18 protein-coding genes and 1 tRNA gene are annotated in these 17,854 nt (G+C 58.6%); 11 read left to right on the top strand and 8 right to left on the bottom strand.

From position 1 onward, the window contains the following. The 4 genes from HY26_RS13665 to HY26_RS13650 all read left to right on the top strand — a co-directional run. The coding region (locus HY26_RS13665; protein ID WP_199288555.1) for an N-formylglutamate amidohydrolase at window positions 1-536 on the top strand (536 nt) is incomplete at its 5' end. Window positions 537-1,019: 483 nt separating this feature from the next. After that, window positions 1,020-1,415: a helix-turn-helix domain-containing protein gene (locus HY26_RS13660; RefSeq protein ID WP_034762041.1), complete on the top strand. Its 396-nt coding sequence runs from the start codon at window positions 1,020-1,022 to the stop codon at window positions 1,413-1,415. Window positions 1,416-1,472: 57 nt separating this feature from the next. After that, complete coding sequence (gene hisN, locus HY26_RS13655; protein ID WP_034762039.1) at window positions 1,473-2,282, top strand: histidinol-phosphatase; 810 nt, start codon at window positions 1,473-1,475, stop codon at window positions 2,280-2,282. 411 nt (window positions 2,283-2,693) lie between these two features. Continuing rightward, window positions 2,694-2,975, top strand: coding sequence for a hypothetical protein (locus HY26_RS13650; RefSeq protein ID WP_034762025.1), 282 nt, complete (start codon window positions 2,694-2,696; stop codon window positions 2,973-2,975). Window positions 2,976-3,018: 43 nt separating this feature from the next. Here the strand turns inward: HY26_RS13650 and HY26_RS13645 are convergent, their stop codons facing one another. Continuing rightward, on the bottom strand, window positions 3,019-4,113 hold the full coding sequence (locus HY26_RS13645) for an acyltransferase (RefSeq protein ID WP_034762022.1): 1,095 nt from the start codon (window positions 4,111-4,113) through the stop codon (window positions 3,019-3,021). 234 nt (window positions 4,114-4,347) lie between these two features. On the opposite strand from HY26_RS13645, the gene HY26_RS13640 reads away from it, so the two are divergent. From HY26_RS13640 to HY26_RS13630, 3 genes are all read left to right on the top strand, one after another. After that, window positions 4,348-5,169, top strand: coding sequence for a polysaccharide deacetylase family protein (locus HY26_RS13640; protein ID WP_065382986.1), 822 nt, complete (start codon window positions 4,348-4,350; stop codon window positions 5,167-5,169). Between the two features lie 140 nt (window positions 5,170-5,309). Further along, a complete protein-coding gene (locus HY26_RS13635) occupies window positions 5,310-6,812 on the top strand; it encodes a lipopolysaccharide biosynthesis protein (protein ID WP_065382987.1) in 1,503 nt (500 codons plus the stop codon). Between the two features lie 40 nt (window positions 6,813-6,852). Continuing rightward, the gene (locus tag HY26_RS13630; protein ID WP_139068856.1) at window positions 6,853-7,878 is read left to right on the top strand and encodes a polysaccharide pyruvyl transferase family protein; all 1,026 of its coding nucleotides are present in this window, start codon (window positions 6,853-6,855) and stop codon (window positions 7,876-7,878) included. An 18-nt stretch (window positions 7,879-7,896) separates the two neighbouring features. Here the strand turns inward: HY26_RS13630 and HY26_RS13625 are convergent, their stop codons facing one another. The 7 genes from HY26_RS13625 to HY26_RS13595 all read right to left on the bottom strand — a co-directional run bounded on the left by HY26_RS13625 (window position 7,897) and on the right by HY26_RS13595 (window position 15,490). Continuing rightward, the gene (locus tag HY26_RS13625) at window positions 7,897-8,976 is read right to left on the bottom strand and encodes a glycosyltransferase family A protein (protein ID WP_051599568.1); all 1,080 of its coding nucleotides are present in this window, start codon (window positions 8,974-8,976) and stop codon (window positions 7,897-7,899) included. A gap of 274 nt (window positions 8,977-9,250) precedes the next feature. Next, a complete protein-coding gene (locus HY26_RS13620) occupies window positions 9,251-10,387 on the bottom strand; it encodes a DegT/DnrJ/EryC1/StrS aminotransferase family protein (protein WP_034762015.1) in 1,137 nt (378 codons plus the stop codon). Beyond that, entirely contained in the window at window positions 10,384-11,361 is a 978-nt protein-coding gene (locus HY26_RS13615) for an NAD-dependent epimerase/dehydratase family protein (RefSeq protein ID WP_034762012.1), read from the bottom strand. The genes HY26_RS13620 and HY26_RS13615 overlap by 4 nt, the downstream gene beginning before the upstream one ends. A gap of 64 nt (window positions 11,362-11,425) precedes the next feature. Beyond that, complete coding sequence (locus HY26_RS13610) at window positions 11,426-12,541, bottom strand: DegT/DnrJ/EryC1/StrS aminotransferase family protein (protein WP_034762010.1); 1,116 nt, start codon at window positions 12,539-12,541, stop codon at window positions 11,426-11,428. Then, window positions 12,538-13,566 carry a Gfo/Idh/MocA family protein gene (locus tag HY26_RS13605; RefSeq protein WP_034762571.1) on the bottom strand — a complete coding sequence of 343 codons (1,029 nt, stop codon included), beginning with the start codon at window positions 13,564-13,566 and terminating at the stop codon, window positions 12,538-12,540. The genes HY26_RS13610 and HY26_RS13605 overlap by 4 nt, the downstream gene beginning before the upstream one ends. An 85-nt stretch (window positions 13,567-13,651) precedes the next feature. Next, window positions 13,652-14,131: an acyltransferase gene (locus HY26_RS13600; protein ID WP_034762007.1), complete on the bottom strand. Its 480-nt coding sequence runs from the start codon at window positions 14,129-14,131 to the stop codon at window positions 13,652-13,654. A 357-nt stretch (window positions 14,132-14,488) separates the two neighbouring features. Further along, complete coding sequence (locus tag HY26_RS13595; protein ID WP_081812932.1) at window positions 14,489-15,490, bottom strand: TraB/GumN family protein; 1,002 nt, start codon at window positions 15,488-15,490, stop codon at window positions 14,489-14,491. A 142-nt stretch (window positions 15,491-15,632) separates the two neighbouring features. Here HY26_RS13595 and HY26_RS13590 point away from each other — a divergent pair. The 4 genes from HY26_RS13590 (at window position 15,633) to HY26_RS13575 (ending at window position 17,449) form a co-directional block, all read left to right on the top strand. Next, a tRNA-Arg gene (locus HY26_RS13590) sits at window positions 15,633-15,709 on the top strand. A gap of 142 nt (window positions 15,710-15,851) precedes the next feature. Then, window positions 15,852-16,490 (top strand): hypothetical protein, encoded by a 639-nt coding sequence (locus tag HY26_RS13585; RefSeq protein WP_112073810.1) that lies wholly within the window; start codon window positions 15,852-15,854, stop codon window positions 16,488-16,490. A 147-nt stretch (window positions 16,491-16,637) separates the two neighbouring features. Continuing rightward, on the top strand, window positions 16,638-16,991 hold the full coding sequence (locus HY26_RS13580) for a hypothetical protein (RefSeq protein WP_112073809.1): 354 nt from the start codon (window positions 16,638-16,640) through the stop codon (window positions 16,989-16,991). Window positions 16,992-17,044: 53 nt separating this feature from the next. Beyond that, window positions 17,045-17,449 (top strand): hypothetical protein, encoded by a 405-nt coding sequence (locus HY26_RS13575; RefSeq protein ID WP_112073808.1) that lies wholly within the window; start codon window positions 17,045-17,047, stop codon window positions 17,447-17,449. Window positions 17,450-17,854 lie beyond the last annotated feature (405 nt).

The raw sequence follows: 17,854 nt of genomic DNA, 5'->3' as shown, positions 1-17,854 counted from the left end.
GGGTCGAGGCCGGCCTTGGCTGCCTGCCCCGTGTCGCCGCCGGCGGGGTCGAGATTTACAGCCGCAGGTTGACCCCCGACGAAGGCGAGGCCCGCCTCCGCCACATTCACGATGCCTATCATGCCTGCCTTGGCGACGAACTCGCCGCCCTCAGGGATATCCATGGCCATGCGGTGCTGATCGACTGCCATTCCATGCCGTCCGTCCAGCCGGGCCGCCGCGCGCTGGCCGACATTGTCTTGGGGGACCGGTTCGGCGCCTCCTGCGATCCGCGCCTGACCAGCCGCGCCGAACGGGCCTTCCGTGAACTTGGTTTCAGCGTGGCGCGCAACGCGCCCTATGCCGGCGGCTACACGACAAGGCGCTATGGCAAGCCTCGGCGCGGCGTCCACGCCCTCCAGATCGAGATCAATCGCGGGCTGTACATGGATGAGCATTCCGTCGAGCGCCTCGACCGGTTTGACGACGTCGCCGGGGCCATTGAGGTTGTCATCTCCAATTTGCTGGATACGGCGCTGATTCTGCCAAAGGTGTAATTTTTCACCTACGCCCGTTTTTGCGAAAAACCGCCCATGCAACCTGGCATGGCAGCTTTGCACGGCTCAAATAGAATTCCGGGACGGCATCCGGTTTCGTGGTTAACAGCCGCATTCGGCGGGCCGGAATGTCCACCACGCCTGTCTGGGCTGTGGAACTCAGGCAAACCGCCTGAAAATTCCGGTAAAATTCAAATAAAAACAGTGAAAATAGGCTTTGAACAAAAAAAGGGCCGCGCTGTGAAGCGCGGCCTTGAAGTCAAAGGGAGGAAACGCCAGAGGCGTCTGCACCGAAGTGCAAGACCAGATTTATGCTGCGATGCACAAACGAGCAAGGGACAGGCTGCCGCAGGTATGAACTTTCATAAAACTGCCCGGGATTTGGGCAGTCATGCCTCCCGGCACACCGTTTGCGAGACGTTCGCTGCAAACACCGAAACGGGACACCTCCTGTCCCATGCAGAGACCGCCCGGAGTAAACACATGGCTGATGAAACAGACCTGCACGTTGGCAAACGCCTTCGCCGCCGCCGCCGTCTGCTGGGCATGACCCAGCAAGACCTAGCGACCCAGGTGGGCGTGCGCTTCCAGCAGATCCAGAAATACGAGTGCGGTGCCAACCGTATCACGGCGTCGCGCCTCTTCGAACTGGCCAAGGCGATGAACGTGTCGGTCCAGTATTTCTTCGACGGCATGCCCGCCAGCGGCGCACCGGATGCTGCAAACGATGCCGAGCGCCTCGAAAGCGATATCCTCAGCCAGAAAGAAACGCTGGAGCTGGTCCGCGCCTATTACCGCCTCGACGAGCGTCCGCGCCGTCGGCTGCTGGAACTGGCAAAGGCGCTTGAAGGCGACACATCCGGTCACGGCGCCGCCTGATCCGGCTTTACTTTTACATGCTTGACCGGCCGGGCTGCTTGGGGCCTAGCTGGTCGCATGAGCCCTGATTTCAATCTCGACGAAGATCTCGCGCTCGCGAATCGTCTTGCCGATGCGGCCTGGTCAGCGATCCGGCCGCATTTTCGTGCACTCAACAGCATCGACAACAAAGCCGCCGCCGGTCAGTCCTACGACCCGGTGACCGAGGCAGACCGCGCCGCCGAAAAGGCCATGCGCGACATCATTGCCCAGGAACGCCCGCAGCACGGCATCACCGGCGAAGAATTCGGAGAGTCTCCCTCCTCTTCCGGTTGGCGCTGGGTGCTCGACCCGGTCGATGGCACACGCGCCTTCGTCGCCGGCCTGCCGGTCTGGACCACGCTGATCTCTCTGGTGGACCCGCTGGGCTTCCCCGTGATCGGCGTGATCGACCAGCCGGTTCTGGGCGAGCGCTATATCGGCTGGCCGGGCGGCGCGGTGCTGCAGACGCCCGGCGGACGCAGCCCGCTGAGAGTGTCGGACATCCCGTCGCTGTCGGAAGCCGTGATCTCCACGACCGACCCGTTCATCCTGACAGGCCCGGAACAGCAGGCATGGTCAGAGCTTCGCGGCGCCTCACGCCTCGCGCGCTACGGCCTCGATGCCTATGCCTATGCCCGCCTTGCCGGGGGCACCGTGCATCTGGTGGCGGAGACCGGCCTTCAGGCCTGGGACGTCGCGGCCCTGATCCCGGTGATCACCGGCGCAGGCGGCCACGCGACAGACTGGACCGGCGCCCCCGCCAGCCTCGGCGGACAGGTCCTGTGCACGGCCAGCGACGCTCTCATGGACCAGGCCCTCGCCCTGCTCGAGCCCGCCGCGGTCTAAGTCCGGCCTAGTCGCCTATAGTCCGGTATGGTCATGCGTGGTCATGGCGTAGCCGGATTTTGCCCTCTGTTGATCATTCCCCACCCGCGTCACGCCCGATGGCTGAAAGCCATCTGGGCACCCATCTCTGAAAGACGCGGCATGTGCGTCATTCCATGACGTGCCCGGGGCATCGTCCGGAGACGGGTCCCCAGACCGCTGGGCGGCCGGGGATGACGCATATGGAAAGCGATCCACCACTTCAGCCATCTGATCCTGCCGCAATCATTGCCGCGAAAGCAATTCCATCCGACACCTCCGTGTCCGGATGTATATTGGGCAGCATGTCGTTCCTGCAGTCTCCCGAAGGCTTCCCGCCGCATCTCGTCTGCATCTGGCCGCTGGTCTGGTGCCAGCTGCTTCCGCGTCGCGGTGCGGGCGGCCTATGGGCAGGATGCGCGGTATTGGTGCAGCATCACCCCGAATGGACGGGTATTCCTGACCTGCATTCACTTCGGCTTGAAAGACAAGGCGGCGAACGACTGGCTGAAGCCGCGCGAGCATTTCAATGACCGCCTCGCTGCCGCCTGCGATGGACGCGCGGCCATGCCTGCCTATGCGCAATTTTGCGGCCACCCGGACGCGCACGCCGGCTTCGCGGCTGCCACGCGCCTGCCGGCCTGGGCGGGTGCCCTCCCCTTGCCGGAAACCTGACGCGGGGTCTGATCCTGAAAACCAGTTTTCCTTCCAAGCGCCTTTACGGGCGTTGCACGTGCTGGCGAAGGGCGCTGTCCCTTGACCCCACAAAGGTTTTCTTCAGCCAACGCTGAAGCGGAACCTCATAGAAAACCGTGGCGGCGTGTGTAACCAAGGCCGCAAACACGGCCATGAAGACCACATTGAAGGTCTGCCCCGTGCCAAGCTTGGCGAGCACAACGCCCGCCCCCATGAAGAGCGGTACGTGCAAGATATAGACCCCGTAAGAGACCTGCCCCAGCCAGCGGCAGGCGCCGTCCGCGACCCGCCAGATGCTGGCCTGCGCCGCCAGGTAAACCGTCACCGGGATCAGGACCAGCGTGGCGAAAACATCGAACCCGCGCCGATAGGCGTCCGGCGCCGGGAAAGCGAGGATGAAAAGGAACAGGGCGAGCGGCAGGAGGACCGGGACTTTCCCGATCCGGCGCCAGGCCAGAAGGTCGTGAATCGCCACCCCGCAAAAGAAGGAAAACAGCACGCGGGAGAGCCCGACATCAAAGTCCGACCAGAGCCAGCCTGCGCCGAGCAGGTCTGCATGGAACACGGACACGCCGACCCAGACGGCGCAGATCGCCAGGAAGCCAAGCCTCAGCCGGGCGCCCACCAGCAATGCGCCGATCGCCCAGGCCGCATTCGCGACGAGTTCGAAGAACAGCGACCATGCCGGTCCGTCAAAGGGAAACAGGGCATCATTCGGCGGCACCGCACCCAACGTGCTGGGCGATGGCAGGAACAGAACGCCTGAAATGGCCGACGGCACGAAACTTCCGGGCTCCACTTCGCCCCAGCCTCTCAAGGCAAAAGCGAGGGTCACCGCCATGCCGATCATCAGACCGAGCAGGTAAAGCGGATAAAGCCGGATAATCCGCAGCTTGAAAAAGCGCGCCACTCCGGCCCGGTCCTTCACCATGTCGCTATAGGCCATGGCCAGGACGAGCCCGCTCAGCACGAAGAAAAAGTCGACGGCCAAGTACCGGCCGGACAGGAGCTGTCGAAGCGGTTCGGAAGGCACATGGTCCACAATGACAGCGAATGCTGCAATGCCCCGCATGCCATCCAGCAGGACCAGTCGCTCCTTCGATTGCCCTGCCCCCATCACCGGTTCCCCGCCTTGACCGGCAAGGCTTCTGCCTTCGCCGGAAATTCTACGATTGGAACACGATGAGTGACCCGTGCCCCGCGACCAAGTTCCTCATCCTCAAGAAATGTACCAGTCCCGCCAAACTTGCTACCAATAGCATGGAAATTGCAACCGGACTGGTCATATCCGGCCCGTCATATCCGGCTTGGCGCCGGGGTGCCGGCTGGCCAAACCGCGGAAGGCTCTAAAATGGCGAATGCCACACAATTACTCCGCCGAGGCCTGGTCGGCGGACTGAACAGGGTCGGTCTTAGCCGCCACAATCTGGCAACCGCGCGCACCTGCTGTGAACGCCATGTCCTGGCGGCTGTCGGCCAGGCCCGGCGGCGCTATATCGGGCGCATTCTCTGCTACCACTCGATCGGGCAGGAAGACTGGGGCGTCAATGATGTGACCCCGGCGATGTTTCGCAATCAGATCGAACAGGCGCTGAACGCAGGCTTCCGGTTTGTGCCCGCATCCGAAATCGTGCGGACGGGCGGCGGGGAAAAGGATCTCGCCATCACGTTCGACGACGGGCTGAAAACCGTCCTGACCCAGGCCGCACCGATCCTGAAAGACTACAATATTCCGTGGACCTTCTTCCCGGTCTCCGGATGGTCGGAAGAATGCCAGGGCCACGACGACGATACGTTCCTCTCCTGGCGCGAAATCGAAACCCTGATGAAGGAGGGTGCGGAGATGGGCAGCCATTCCGCCACCCACCCGCAGTTCCAGACGATTGGCCGGGACCAGATCATCGATGAGCTCGCCGGCTCGCGGGAGCTTTTCCAGAAGCGCCTCGGCATTGCCCCGGACTCCTTCGCCATCCCCTTCGGACAGTCGGGCAACTGGACGAAGACGGCGCATGACATCGCGCTTGAAGCGGGGTATTCGACCATCTTTGCACAGGCAGAAGAAACGCGCCCCACCGATACGGTCGCGAGAACCTTCGTTACCAAATTTGATCACGAATTCATTTTCCGGGCGATCCTGAAAGGCAAGTTTGACCGGTGGGAGGAATGGTTCTGAGCCTCCCGGATCCCGGCCTGCAGGCACCTGCCTGAGACCGCCGGAGTCACATCAACAAACCCCGCCGCGCCCCGTCGATCAAACTCCGGTGGCACGCGACATACAGAGTAAAGTCTTTTGGAGGATATTCAGTGGAAGGTGTGCGTGGACGTCTGGCGATCGGATCGCTCTGGACCGCAGGTATCCGCGTCTTCATCAATCTGCTGGGCGCTGCCAACACGCTGGTCCTCGCCCGGCTGTTGACGCCTTCCGATTTCGGCCTTGTTGCCATCGCCACCATCGTCTTCACGATCGTCAACGCCTTTACGGAACTGTCTCTCGCCTCGGCCCTGATCCAGCATCCGGACCCGAAGCGCAAACACTTCGATACGGCATGGACGCTGAACGTCATGCGGGCCCTGATCGTTGCCGCTATCCTGTTCTGCTCAGCGCATGTCATCGCCATCGTATTTGGTGACAAACGGCTGGTCCTGATTACCTACGCGCTTGCGTTTACCTCGCTGGTCACCGGCATGGTGAACCCGAAGATGGTGGAGTTCCGCCGACGACTGTCCTTCCATCAGGAAATGTTCGTCGAACTGGCCAACAAGCTTGCCGGCCTGATCGTTGCCATCACCATCGCCGTGCTTTTCCGCACTTATTGGGCAATCGTATTCGGATTGCTGGCCGCCCAGCTCACCGGCACCCTCCTGTCCTATCTCCTGATCCCCTACCTGCCCCGCTTCTCCCTGATCCACTGGCGGAACCTCTTCTCCTTCTCCAGCTGGCTGGCCCTGAGCTCCGGCTTCAATGCCATCAACTACCGGGCCGACCAGCTGATCGTCGGCGGCGTGCTCGGCACGTCGTCTCTCGGCCAGTACACGGTCGGGGACAATCTCGCGTCGCTGCCGGTGAGGGAATCCACCACTCCCCTTTCCTATGTACTCTTTCCCGCGTTCTCCAAGGCGCAGGATGACAAGCCCCGCCTGAGGGACATGTATTACCGGGCGCAGCGTCTCCTGGTCGCAGTCGCGTTGCCTGTGGGCGTCGGATTTGCGCTTGTTGCCGAGCCGCTGGTCCATCTGGTCATGGGGCCGGAATGGTCATCCGCCGCGCTGGTGATCCAGATCCTGAGCACGATATTTGCGCTGCACGCTTTCTCCATGCCGCTGACCCCGCTTGCGATGGGTGTGGCCCGCACGCGCATGCTGTTCAAGCGAGACGTCGTGAACCTGCTGGTGCGGTACCCGTTGATCTTTGCCGGCCTGTTCTCAGGCGGTCTTCTTGGCCTGTTGCTGGCCCGGTGTGTCAGCGGCTTGTTCGGCGTCATGCTCGACATGTATCTGGCCCGGATGCTGGTGCAGGCATCGCTTATTCGGCAAGTACGGAACAGCGCGCGTGCGCTCACTGCGACACTGGCCATGGTACTGACAGTATGGGGACTGGAAAGTCTCGGTGTGGACGGGTCGAACCTGCTGGAAATTGCGTGCCTGGTATTTGCCGGCGCCATCACCTATTTCGGCATCACCGCCATGCTCTGGCTCTGGTCCGGCCGTCCGGCAGGCCCCGAACAGGAGGCTATGGAGATGTTCCAGTTCCTGCAGAGACGGTTGCAATCCCGGCACGTCACCGCCGACAAACCTGAACATTCCAATTCCGTATGAACGTCCTGCACCAGATCCTCAAACCCGGAGCCAGCCCCGCGTGACCCGACAGCACATGCCCGCAGAAGATTTTGCGCTGCTGCAGACGCAGACCGGCGAAGTCACTGCCATCCTGGACACATACATTCCGGAAGGCCGCCCGGTCGCGATCCTCCAGTTTCCGCTGGACGGCAATGTCGGCAATCACATGATGTGGCTCGCCATCTCGAACTACCTGGCCGAAAACCGGTCCCATCCGGCCTATGTCGCGCATGAGTGGGACTTCGACCTTGCCGCGATGAAGCGGGCCATCGGCGAGGAAGGTGTCATCCTGTTTATCGGAGGGGTAACGGTTTCGCGGCTCTGGCCCGGCCATGCGGAGGTCAAGCGGACGGTGGCGCAGGCGTGTCCGCACAACAGGCTGATCTCCCTGCCATCGACCATGCTGTTCGTGGATGAGGAAGACCGGCAGGCGGCCGCCACCATCTTCGGAGACCATGACGATGTTATCATGATGGCCCGCGATCCGGTCAGCGGCGCGTCGGCGCAAGAGGTCTTCCCCGCTCACATATCTGTCGTGACGAGCCACGATTCGACCTTCATGTTGCCGCCGCAATCACGTGGAAGCGGCAGGCCGGAACACGATATCATCTGGCTCGCGCGGGACGATCAGGAAGGGATGGGCACCTCGGTTCCTGGAAATGTCCATGTGTTCGACTGGCCCGAACTCGGCACGGGGTCGGCAAGCGTTTTGGCCGCACGCGCCAGCATGAAGTTTCGCAGGCAATTCCCGGCCCTGTACAAACCCGCCAATGCCATGGTCGGCGCATCCTATCGGGGCATCACCCGGCATGTGATGGAGACCGGGCGCAGACTGATGGATGAGGGCAAGGTGCTGGTCACCGACCGGCTGCACCCCCATGTGCTGGCGGCGTTGCGGGGCCAGCCCTGCGTCCTGCTTCCGGATCGGTTCGGGAAAAACCGCGCCGTGTGGGAATATTCAAGTCGCAGCTACAGCACGATACATTGGGCAGACACTCCCGAAGAGGCCCTGGCGCGCGCACGCGAACTTGCCGCGGCAGAGTGAGGCCCCAGAATACTGGGCTCAGAGTACCTGCCGTTCAGCGATTTTCGGATCTGGCAGCCAGCCGAATGTCTCACCGGGATTGAACGGATTGTGAGGCTCAAGCTTGCGCTGCTTTCCAGTCAGCTTTCGCAAACCTGTCAGGACTCGCTTACCGAGCTTGCGCTTGATCTCAAATCGCTTCCAGGCCTGCGCCTTTTGCCAATCCGGGCTGATCTCCTTGGCAAAATCAGTGCAGATTTCCACGCCCTTGTCATCTCCACGCTCAAGCGCCATCCCGGCAAGCCAGGCGGATTCTTCAAGGAGACGATCAGTCGAGACCTTTTTCCATTCAGCCGCCTTCGGCAGATTGGCGCCATGGACGTTCAGAATTATGCTGAGCGCCTCATACTGCTCTCTCAGGTCACTCAAAGGGCGATACGTAAAGCCCGAAGACATGTTGCTTTCATGGCGGCGATAGAATGCCTGCACCGTGTTGAGCACGCCAACATCAGCGACCGTGGAAATTCTCATCCAGATCTCCACATCGCAGGTAGCAGGCAAATTGGGATCAAGCCCGCCAAGCTGTTGTTGAACCGAGGTGCGAACCATTGCGCTCGGCGAGGCCGTCGGGCACCAGGAATCACAGCACCGGTCGATATAAGCGTAACCGGGAATCACCTGGTATTCGACCGGATCAGGAAGCCTTTCCTCTTTGATGTCGCTGTCGTTCGAAAAGACCCGGGCAAGCCCGTAGACCATGCCGACATTGGGATGCGCGTCCATAATCCGCGCGGCCCGGGATACGGCACCCTCACACAGCAGATCATCTGCTGAGAGCCAGATGGAGTACTTCGCGGTCGCCCATCCCATCAGCCCGACATTGGACGTGCCCACGAGCCCTTTGTTGGTCTCATTCCGGATGTATTCGACCTGCGGATGCTCTGCCGCCAGCCGCCGCCCGACCTCTTCTGTATTGTCCGGCGAGCAGTCGTCCACGATCAAGGCCCGGATGATCACGTTTTCCTGCTGAATGACCGACTGGATGCAACGCTCCAGATAGTGGGCATAGTTGTAGCAAGGGATAACCACATCGACTGTTGGCAGATTCTCGGCGGGCATAAAGAGGTTGGCCTTTATCGTTTAGCTTGTTCCAGGCCGGACGAGCACCAGCACAGTTTCAAATCGCCCCGAAGCGCTCGGCTTGTCGTCACCATATCTCGAACAGAACAGCGCAGGTCAGGGGCAGACGAGCAATACTCACACATCTCCATAAGTGGTTGGAAGCCCGAAAATTCCCCAATTGCCAGAATCGCGCACCAGAGCCAATACGGCCGTTTCAGTCACACGACAAAAGAAATGAGGCCAATTCTATCGGCGAAACGGGCACATCACCCTAACTTGTCGCATCGATAAGTGCGGTCGCCACGGTCTGGATTTCGTCATCCGTCATCTGATGGTAGAGGGGAAGGATGATGCGCTTGTCCTGGCAGGCTTCGGAATTTGGCAGCGGGGCCCGCAAGGGCGCCGACGAATACACCTCTTCCCGGTGGGCGCACATGATGCCGCGCCGGGTGGAGATCTGCTTGTCGAGCATGGCCTGCATCACCGCACGCTGGTCGCAAGTGCCTGGAATACGCACCGAAAAGCTCTGCCAATTGGAACGCGCCCAGATGGGCTCTTCTGGCAAGCCGATCCATTGGGCATCGGCCAGATGGCGTTTGTATTTGTCCGCAATTTCGCGGCGGCGCTGAACGACAACCGGCAGGCGCTTGAGCTGTTCCCGCCCGACGGCGGCCTGAATGTCTGTCATGCGGTAATTATAACCGAGAATGGAGTGATTTTCGAAAATCACTGAATTCGCCTTGTGCCGCACCGTGTCCGGCACACTCATGCCATGCTGGCGCAAGAGCCGGCACTTGGCCGCCCAGTCCGTATGGGGCGTTGTGATCATGCCGCCGTCGCCGGTAGACAGGACCTTGCGCGGATGGAACGAGAAGACAGCAGCGTCTCCGCGGCAACGCCCGACCTTCTCCCACTCCCCATTCCACAGGATTTCCGCACCTGCTGCGCAGGCGGCGTCCTCAATGACGAATAGATTGTGCTTTCGGGCAATTGCGACGATCGCCGACAGGTCCGCTGGCATGCCCATCTGGTGAACCAGAAGAATCGCCTTGGTTTTGGCTGTAATGGCCGGTTCGATGAGGGCGGGATCCATGTTGCAGGTCGCCGGTTCAACATCGATGAAGACGGGCTCGGCGCCGCAGTATTTTACCGAGTTGGCCGTGGCGATATAGGAGTGGCTGACCGTGATGACTTCGTCGCCCGGGCCGACACCCGCGGCAAGCAGGGCCAGATGCAGACCGGTCGTGCAGTTTGACACAGCAACGGCATGCTCGGCGCCCATATAGCCTGCGAATTCGCTTTCGAAGGCGGCAACTTCAGGCCCCTGAGTGACCCAGCCGGAAAGGATGACACGGGATGCCGCATCAGCCTCTTCCTGGCCCATCAGGGGTTTGATGATCGGGATCATTCAAACATGTCCTTGTTCGCCCGCCACCAGGTGACCAGGCGGCGCAGACCCTCTTCCAGATCCACTTCGGCCTTGAAGCCCAGCATACGCTCCGCCTTCGACGTATCGGCCAGACGCCGGGCAACAGGGTTCACGCTGCGCTCTGGGCCATATTCCGGAACCATGGACGGATCAGCCCCCATGACCTGCATCAGTGAGGCTGCGAGGCCGTTGAGATTGGTTTCGACGCCTGACGCGACATTGAAGACTTCGTCCGATGCATCTGACTTCAGGGCCAGAACATTCGCTCGCGCCAGGTCTTCGATGTAGATGAAATCCATGGATGTGGAGCCATCGCCGAGAATGAGCGGCGGCGTACCCTGCTCGATCCGCTGCATCCAGCGCACAAGGACTTCCGTATACTTGCCATGGATATCCATACGGGGGCCGTAGACGTTGAAGTAGCGCATCGCGACATAGTCGAGGCCGTACATGTCATTAAAGGAACGCAGCAGGCCTTCGAGCATCATCTTGGATGCGCCGTACCAGGTGCGGTTATTGTAAGGGTGGTGCTCTTCCGTCGTCGGAAAGGTGTCAGCCATGCCGAGAATGGAGGCCGATGACGCGGCGAGCACTTTCTTCACGCCGGCCTTCTGTGCCGCCTCAACAACATTGTAGGTGCCGTCGCACATGACTTCCATGGCTTCACGCGGCTCAGCGGCGCAAGCCGTGATGCGTATAGCTGCCATATGGATGACGGCGTCCATGCCCGCTGTTGCCGATTCTATGGCCGCCTGGTCCCGGATATCGCCTTTGACGAGCTCGACACGGTCATCCTTCAGGATCTCCTGAACATTGCGCATGGAACCGCGGACAAGGTTGTCGAAGATGACAATCTTTTCCGGGTTTTCGTTCGCGAGAAGCTGATCAATAGTGGTTGAGCCGATGAGGCCGCATCCACCAGTTACAAGGATTTTCGCACCCTTTAGGTTCATTGGTCTTGTGCCTTGTCATTGATTGGTGGCCAGCGCGGGCGGCGCCGTTCGAGCCGTATCTGGTTCAGACGTTTGCTGCTGTTTCCTGCTGCAGGCGAATCACTGCGTTTGCAACGACTTCCTGCTGATCGGCCGTAAGTTCCGGGAACATCGGCAAAGACAGGACTTCCGCAGCTGCCATTTCCGCATGCGGGAACTGGCCGTGTTTGTAACCAAGAAACTCAAATGCCTTCAATTCATGAAGCGGGAACGGGTAATGAATGCCCGTCGATACCCCGGCCTTGGTCAATTCCTCAATCCAGCGCTGACGATCCGGTGTGCGGATCGCGTAGACATGGTAGACGTGACGGCGGTCTTCCGCTTCAGCCGGGATCTGAACACCAGTACCTGCAAACAGGTCACGATAACGTTTCGCGGCTTCGCGGCGCTGCTCGGTCCACGTCTCGATATACTTCATCTTCACGCGCAGGACGGCCCCCTGGATACCTTCCATCCGCATATTGTAACCGATGATCTCGTGATGGTATTTCTGCTTGGCACCCCAGTCACGCAGCATACGGACCTTCTCGTCAATCGCTGCATTGCCGGTGACTGTCATGCCGGCCTCCCCTGCAGCACCCATGTTTTTTCCGGGATAGAAAGAGAACCCGGCAAGGTCTCCAATAGAGCCAGCCCGGCGGCCTTTGTATTCGGCACCGTGAGATTGTGCCGCATCTTCCATCACGATCAGGCCATGCTTTCTGGCGACCTCCATGATCGGGTCCATGTCAGCCATCTGGCCATACAGATGAACCGGCACAATCGCTTTCGTGCGTGGTGTAATGGCCGCTTCAAGTGCGGCCGGGTCCATCGTGAAGGTGACCGGGTCGATGTCACAGAAGACGACTTTCGCCCCGGTATAGTGAATTGCCGATGCCGACGCGATGAAGGTATGCGGTACCGTGATCACTTCGTCACCGGGTCCAATTCCAGCTGCCAACAGGCCCAGGTGCAAGGCGCTGGTGCCACTGTTCACGCCGATCGCGAACTCGTTTTCGCAATAATCGGCAAAGTCCGTCTCAAGCGCCGCGACATCCGGGCCGAGGACAAAAGAGCAATTCTCAAGCGTCTTCAGAACCGCCTGATCAACTTCTTCCTTGATCGACTGGTACTGGGCTTTCAGGTCAACAAACGGGATCACTTGCTCGCTCCATTGCGGGAAAGATGAACAGTTTCGCCGCGCCCCCGCATGGAACTCGTAGCGGCTTCAATGACTTCGACCATCCGCAGACCGAACTGGCCGTCGGAAATAGAGGATTTTCCTGTGGCGACGCAGTCGCAGAAATGTTGGGCTTCGACACGCAATGCTTCGACATTATCGACTTTTGGCGCCCACATGTCTCCTGTCCGGTAGCCGACGCGCATCTCGTGAATCTGCTTGGGATCATCCGTAAAGGACACGCCCTTGTCGTAGATCTTCAGCTTTTCGGAAGGCTGGAGTTCGTCGAACGTGATCATCTTCTCGGTGCCACCGATCAGAATGTTGCGAACCTTCACAGGCGCGAGCCACGACACGTTGACGTGTGCAATGAAACCGGAATCGTAAAACAGCGTAATGAAAGCGAGGTTTTCCGGTGTACCCGGATAATGATTGATGCCCGAAGCAGAGACGGCAACGGGATGCTCCCCGAACACATAATCCAGGATTGAGAAGTCATGGACAGCCAGGTCGGAGATGACATTCACATCACGCTGGAACAGGCCAAGATTGACTCGCGTCGAGTCATAATAGAGCGACTTGCCGAGTGTGTTTGACTGAACAAGCTCGCGCATCTTAACCACCGGACCCGTATAGATGAAGGTGTGGTCGATGTGCAAAGTCAGGCCGCGCTTTTCGGCTTCGTCAACCAGCGCGCGGGCCTGCAGAGAGGTTTCCGTCATCGGCTTTTCCAGCCAGACATGTTTGCCCGCCCGGAGAGCCGCCAGAGCCAGCGAAAAATGTGTCGAAACAGGCGTTGCAATTGCGATGGCATCAATCTCCGGGTCATGGATCATTGCCATCGTGTCGGTCGTCGTTTTGGTCGCCGGGTATCGCTTGGCAACAATGTCCAGCACTTTCGGATTAAGGTCTGCGACTGTGTGAACGCGCGCTTCATCCAATTCGGAAAAGTTGCGGACAAGGTTCGGCCCCCAATAGCCGTAACCGATAACACCAATATTCAACACGGACTTCTTCCCCTTGTTCGCTTCACCGTCTGTCGCGGTTTTCGCCTTCGCGGCACCCGGTTCTCCGGACGCTTCTTTGATTTTTTCATCCATTTTCACGGACATCACCCACCACCTTTGCTGGCACCCCAGCCACAATTGCATAATCCGGAACATCCCTGATAACGACCGCACCTGCCGCCACCAATGCCCCCTCCCCGATTGTAACGCCGCACACGATCGTCGCATTCGACCCGACGGAGGCCCTGCGCTTTACCCGCGTCAGTTCGAGCGTCCAGTCAGCATCCGTCTGCGCAGACCCATCCGGGTTGGTCGCGCGAGGAAAACGGTCATTTGTGAACATGACACCATGCCCAACGAAGACTTCGTCCTCAATCGTCACCCCTTCGCAGACAAATGAATGCGAAGATATCTTGCACCGCTCCCCGACAGCTGCCCCTTTTTGAATTTCGACGAACGCCCCGATCTTCGACCCGTCACCAACCGTACATCCGTAAAGGTTGACCAAATCGGGATGATGTATCGTGACCTCGCCCTGCAGCGTTACATTTTGCGAAATTGGCATCGCTGATCCTTACTCCGGGAGGGTGTGTATTTCATATGCAAGTTTCGAGCTAGGGTTTGTTTATGAAAATTCCCTAGATTGATCCGCTTGGCTGTCACATTTGAGCGGTTCAGGGGTTGGACGTCCAGGTAAATGCGAAAGTCTGGAAGGCATGGTCGATCCATGAACATTTGGCATGGAAACCGGAAACCGGACGGGTCCCGAAACAGGACAGATTAAAGCGCCGGAGGAGCATTCGGCACCTGACCGAATGAAGCACCACCTGCGCCACCCTGGATTGCACTCACGGGCTGGGATCACAGCTGCCAGGCGGCGTATTAGAGAGTCTTCCGACAAGTGTTTCACACTTGTCCAGCGTCAGGGGCCCGCCACTTCATACCCTTGGGCACGCAGAAGCTCGATCACGCTGTCCTTACCGGCAAGGTGCCCTGCACCGACAGCGATCAGCACTGTGCCGGGTTCGTCCAGCATCGCCTCGACTTTCGGGACCCAGTCCTGGTTCCGTTCTTTCAGAAGCGCATCATAAATGGCTTCCGACCCCATCATTTCGGGATTGGACATCAACGCGGCGAGACCCGCGACATCACCGTCCTCCCATTCATCAACCAGGACATCCAGCATCTCGCTCCCCTCCTCCACCGATTCAGCAGAAGAAATCAGGAAGTCGACCTGCTCATCGTCCGGCAGGTTGGCGAACCGGCCAAGCTGTTCCTCGATGGTTTCGAGATAGGCGAAGTCCTTGCCGGCAGCCTTGCCTTCGCGCTCCAGCACCTGCTCCACGCCGGCGTTCGGATCGAAGCCATCCTTCTGCATCTGCAGAACGGACAGGTTCACGGCCGCATACCAGGGCCTGAATGTCTCCATGGCGCCAAGGGGAAAGCCAAGATAGTCGAGCGCGGCTTTGAGTTCCTCGGTTTCTGCCTCGTCCAGCAGGCTGGTCAGCTGGCGGCCATCGGTGAACAGGGCGTGGCTGGAAACGAAAGCCATCATCTCGCTGGCGGCATCCGGGCTCGACACATCGGCCTCGAAGACCAGCGTATCGGCTTCTGCCAGCGCGATATCAATCTTGTCGGAGCGCCAATCGAGCTCCGGCCGCAGGAAATGGACCGTGCCCATGATGTGGATGGTGGTATCCTCATCAGCGAGCGTCCAGACGGCCGGCTCGCCGGCGCCGCGGCTCGCCTTGGCAGCCGCCAGGGCCTCTTCATAAAGCGCCTCTTGCCTTGCCTTCAGCTCGGCCCGTTCGGCTTCCGACGACCGGTCTACAGGTGTTCCCGGCTTGCTTTCGACGGTACCGCTTTCGCCGCAGCCAGCCATAGCCAGCATCATAACCGCTGCCGCCCAACCTGTTCGCTTCATGGAGAAACACCTCTTCTACCCCGCCAGCCGATACCCTAGACCGGGCCTGCGTTCCGGGAAAGCACCGCAACTGCAGCCGCTGCCAGCCGCACTGCGGCATTGCGCTGTCGCGCAGCTTGGCTTATTCACCGGCCTCGGCTTGGCACCCATAGCTCAGCTGGATAGAGCGCTGCCCTCCGAAGGCAGAGGTCAGAGGTTCAAATCCTCTTGGGTGCGCCAGTCTTTTCAAGGCACTAATAACCCCAACACCCAACAAAGATATAGCTGAGTAACCACATAGGAACCACCTATAGGTTATTCTCGCTCCTAATCGTACCTTCTCCCTAAGGTTTCAATGCCGTTTTCGGCTTGGGGGAAAGATATGAACCGGAAGCTATTCACAAGCGCTGCCGCATCGCTTTTGTTTTGGAATGCTTTTAGTCCAATCGCCTCGGCAGAAGATTTTCGAGCCGAGTGTTTCCAACACTACTATAATGTCGTCCGTGGCGAACCCACAGATTCTCAACACGACTATGAGTGGCAATCCGAAATCAGCGTCAAGCAAGCCGAACGCCCAGCATATCTCATTATCCTCGATCTGCCCGACCGAGATTTTGAATGGATCGACGTTGACCAAGCCCAAGCGCGCACATCCAGTTTCTATGACGGAAAAGAAAACCCCTTTTCCGTCTCCGATTCGCTGGGAGAGATTGAAGTCATGGGCACACAACTCTCGGTGACCACAACTGGAACATGGCGCGGGGAATGGACATTCGAGCTAATGGGAGACCGCCGCGCAATTCTCCGCTTCCTCTCAGCTACGAATACATTTGATGGTGTCATGATTGAAATCGCACATGCAGATTGCACTCTGTATGGCTCTCATAGCATTCTAAATCGCGACCAAAATTCTATGCCGCCTGATGGCTACTCAGAGAAATTCTGGGATGACGCGACTGAAGCGTTCATGCAGCACGAAAATCCAAACGAACAGGAGCTCAAGAGTTCGCCAGAGCCATGAACCCTACCAGACGGATGGGAACTCAATTGTTCAGGCAAATGAGCGGACTTGTGCCCTCCTCGCACCAAAGCGGCGCTAGGGAGCCAGGTTAAGGCTAAACGCGGTTTTCATCAGTAGACGTTTAATACTGTAAAAAGGCATACCGTTATGGGAACTATCCTGAACCTACTACTCGGAATCGTCTTATTTCTAGTTTCCGCATTGGCCACTTGGTTGCTGGCCCTCGGAATTGGCTGGCTGTTGAAATTTGTTTGGCAAGCCCCGGCCCATCAACGAGGAAGAGCGGGACTGATTGTCATCTTCATTTTAGAAATAGGCGTAACCGTCGCCCTGTGGGATGAGATAGCTTATGGCGTGGAACCAAGCGACTACTCCAAAATTATGTTTTCCATCTTTATGAGAGGAGTAGTTTACTACAGTATCTGGACTTTCTTCGGAGAAGAAGCGAAGCGCGAAACAGGCGCCGACCAGAATGATGAGCTGCCAGACACATTCGATTGATGCGGAATCCTCATTAGCTCCATCCGAAATTAGAATCATATGCGAGGCTGAAAATGCTCAGATTATTGCTTCTGGCAACGCTTACGCTGGTCTTATCGGGTAAGCATGCTCAAGCAGAGATGTGGAATTGCGTTGTAGATCGGAAAATCGATTCCGAACGCGTCTATACTGATTCTGACATTCAAAAGTGGCAACCTCGGGCTGCGTTAATCGTGACCGATGCGGGCGCAATCATTGCACGCTGCGGCTTCAGCATCGCTTCTGGAAACAGGGAAACCTGCGACTACTATGATGCAGACAGAATTGAGCAGGACCCGGTCGTGGGAGTTATTAAAGCTTACTACTTCAGAGGCCAGATGGATTTGCAAATTTACCCGAACCAAGACGGCACAGGGGGTACATTCGTCGAGAACAACGGTCGAGGCACAATTTCATTTGGTCCTTGCACAGTAAACTGATTTAATTCGACTAATGGAACCAGAAAGCTGACTACCCGAGAGGTTGACACCGGGGTCGATCGCCAATCAGATAAAATTTCTAAAGCGAGAATTGGGAGCGGGCTCTAATGCTAGAAACGGAACTCTACACGCCGTTTCTACAATTCCTGAATTTGACCTTCGAGCCCTCTTGGTCCCCTTTGTCGGGGACCAAAGAGTTTCACTCGCAAATTGTCACAGATCAGCAACAGGCTGGGACGTGGTCAAATCCAGACTTGATTACTGTAAGGTTCTGGCAGCCTGAAATATTGTTTGGAGCCCGGATGTTAGTCCGAACCTACGAACTGAAAATCGAAGGCGCCTGCGATACTCAAGCAATCCACCAAACCTTAGCGCAGTAACCGTCCGGTCTCCCCGCCCTTGCGG

Origin of the sequence: Hyphomonas sp. GM-8P, from assembly GCF_003263315.1 — a bacterium.
GTDB lineage: Bacteria > Pseudomonadota > Alphaproteobacteria > Caulobacterales > Hyphomonadaceae > Hyphomonas.
Note: the sequence above shows the minus strand (reverse complement) of the source record. Positions and strands in the feature narration are given on the sequence as shown.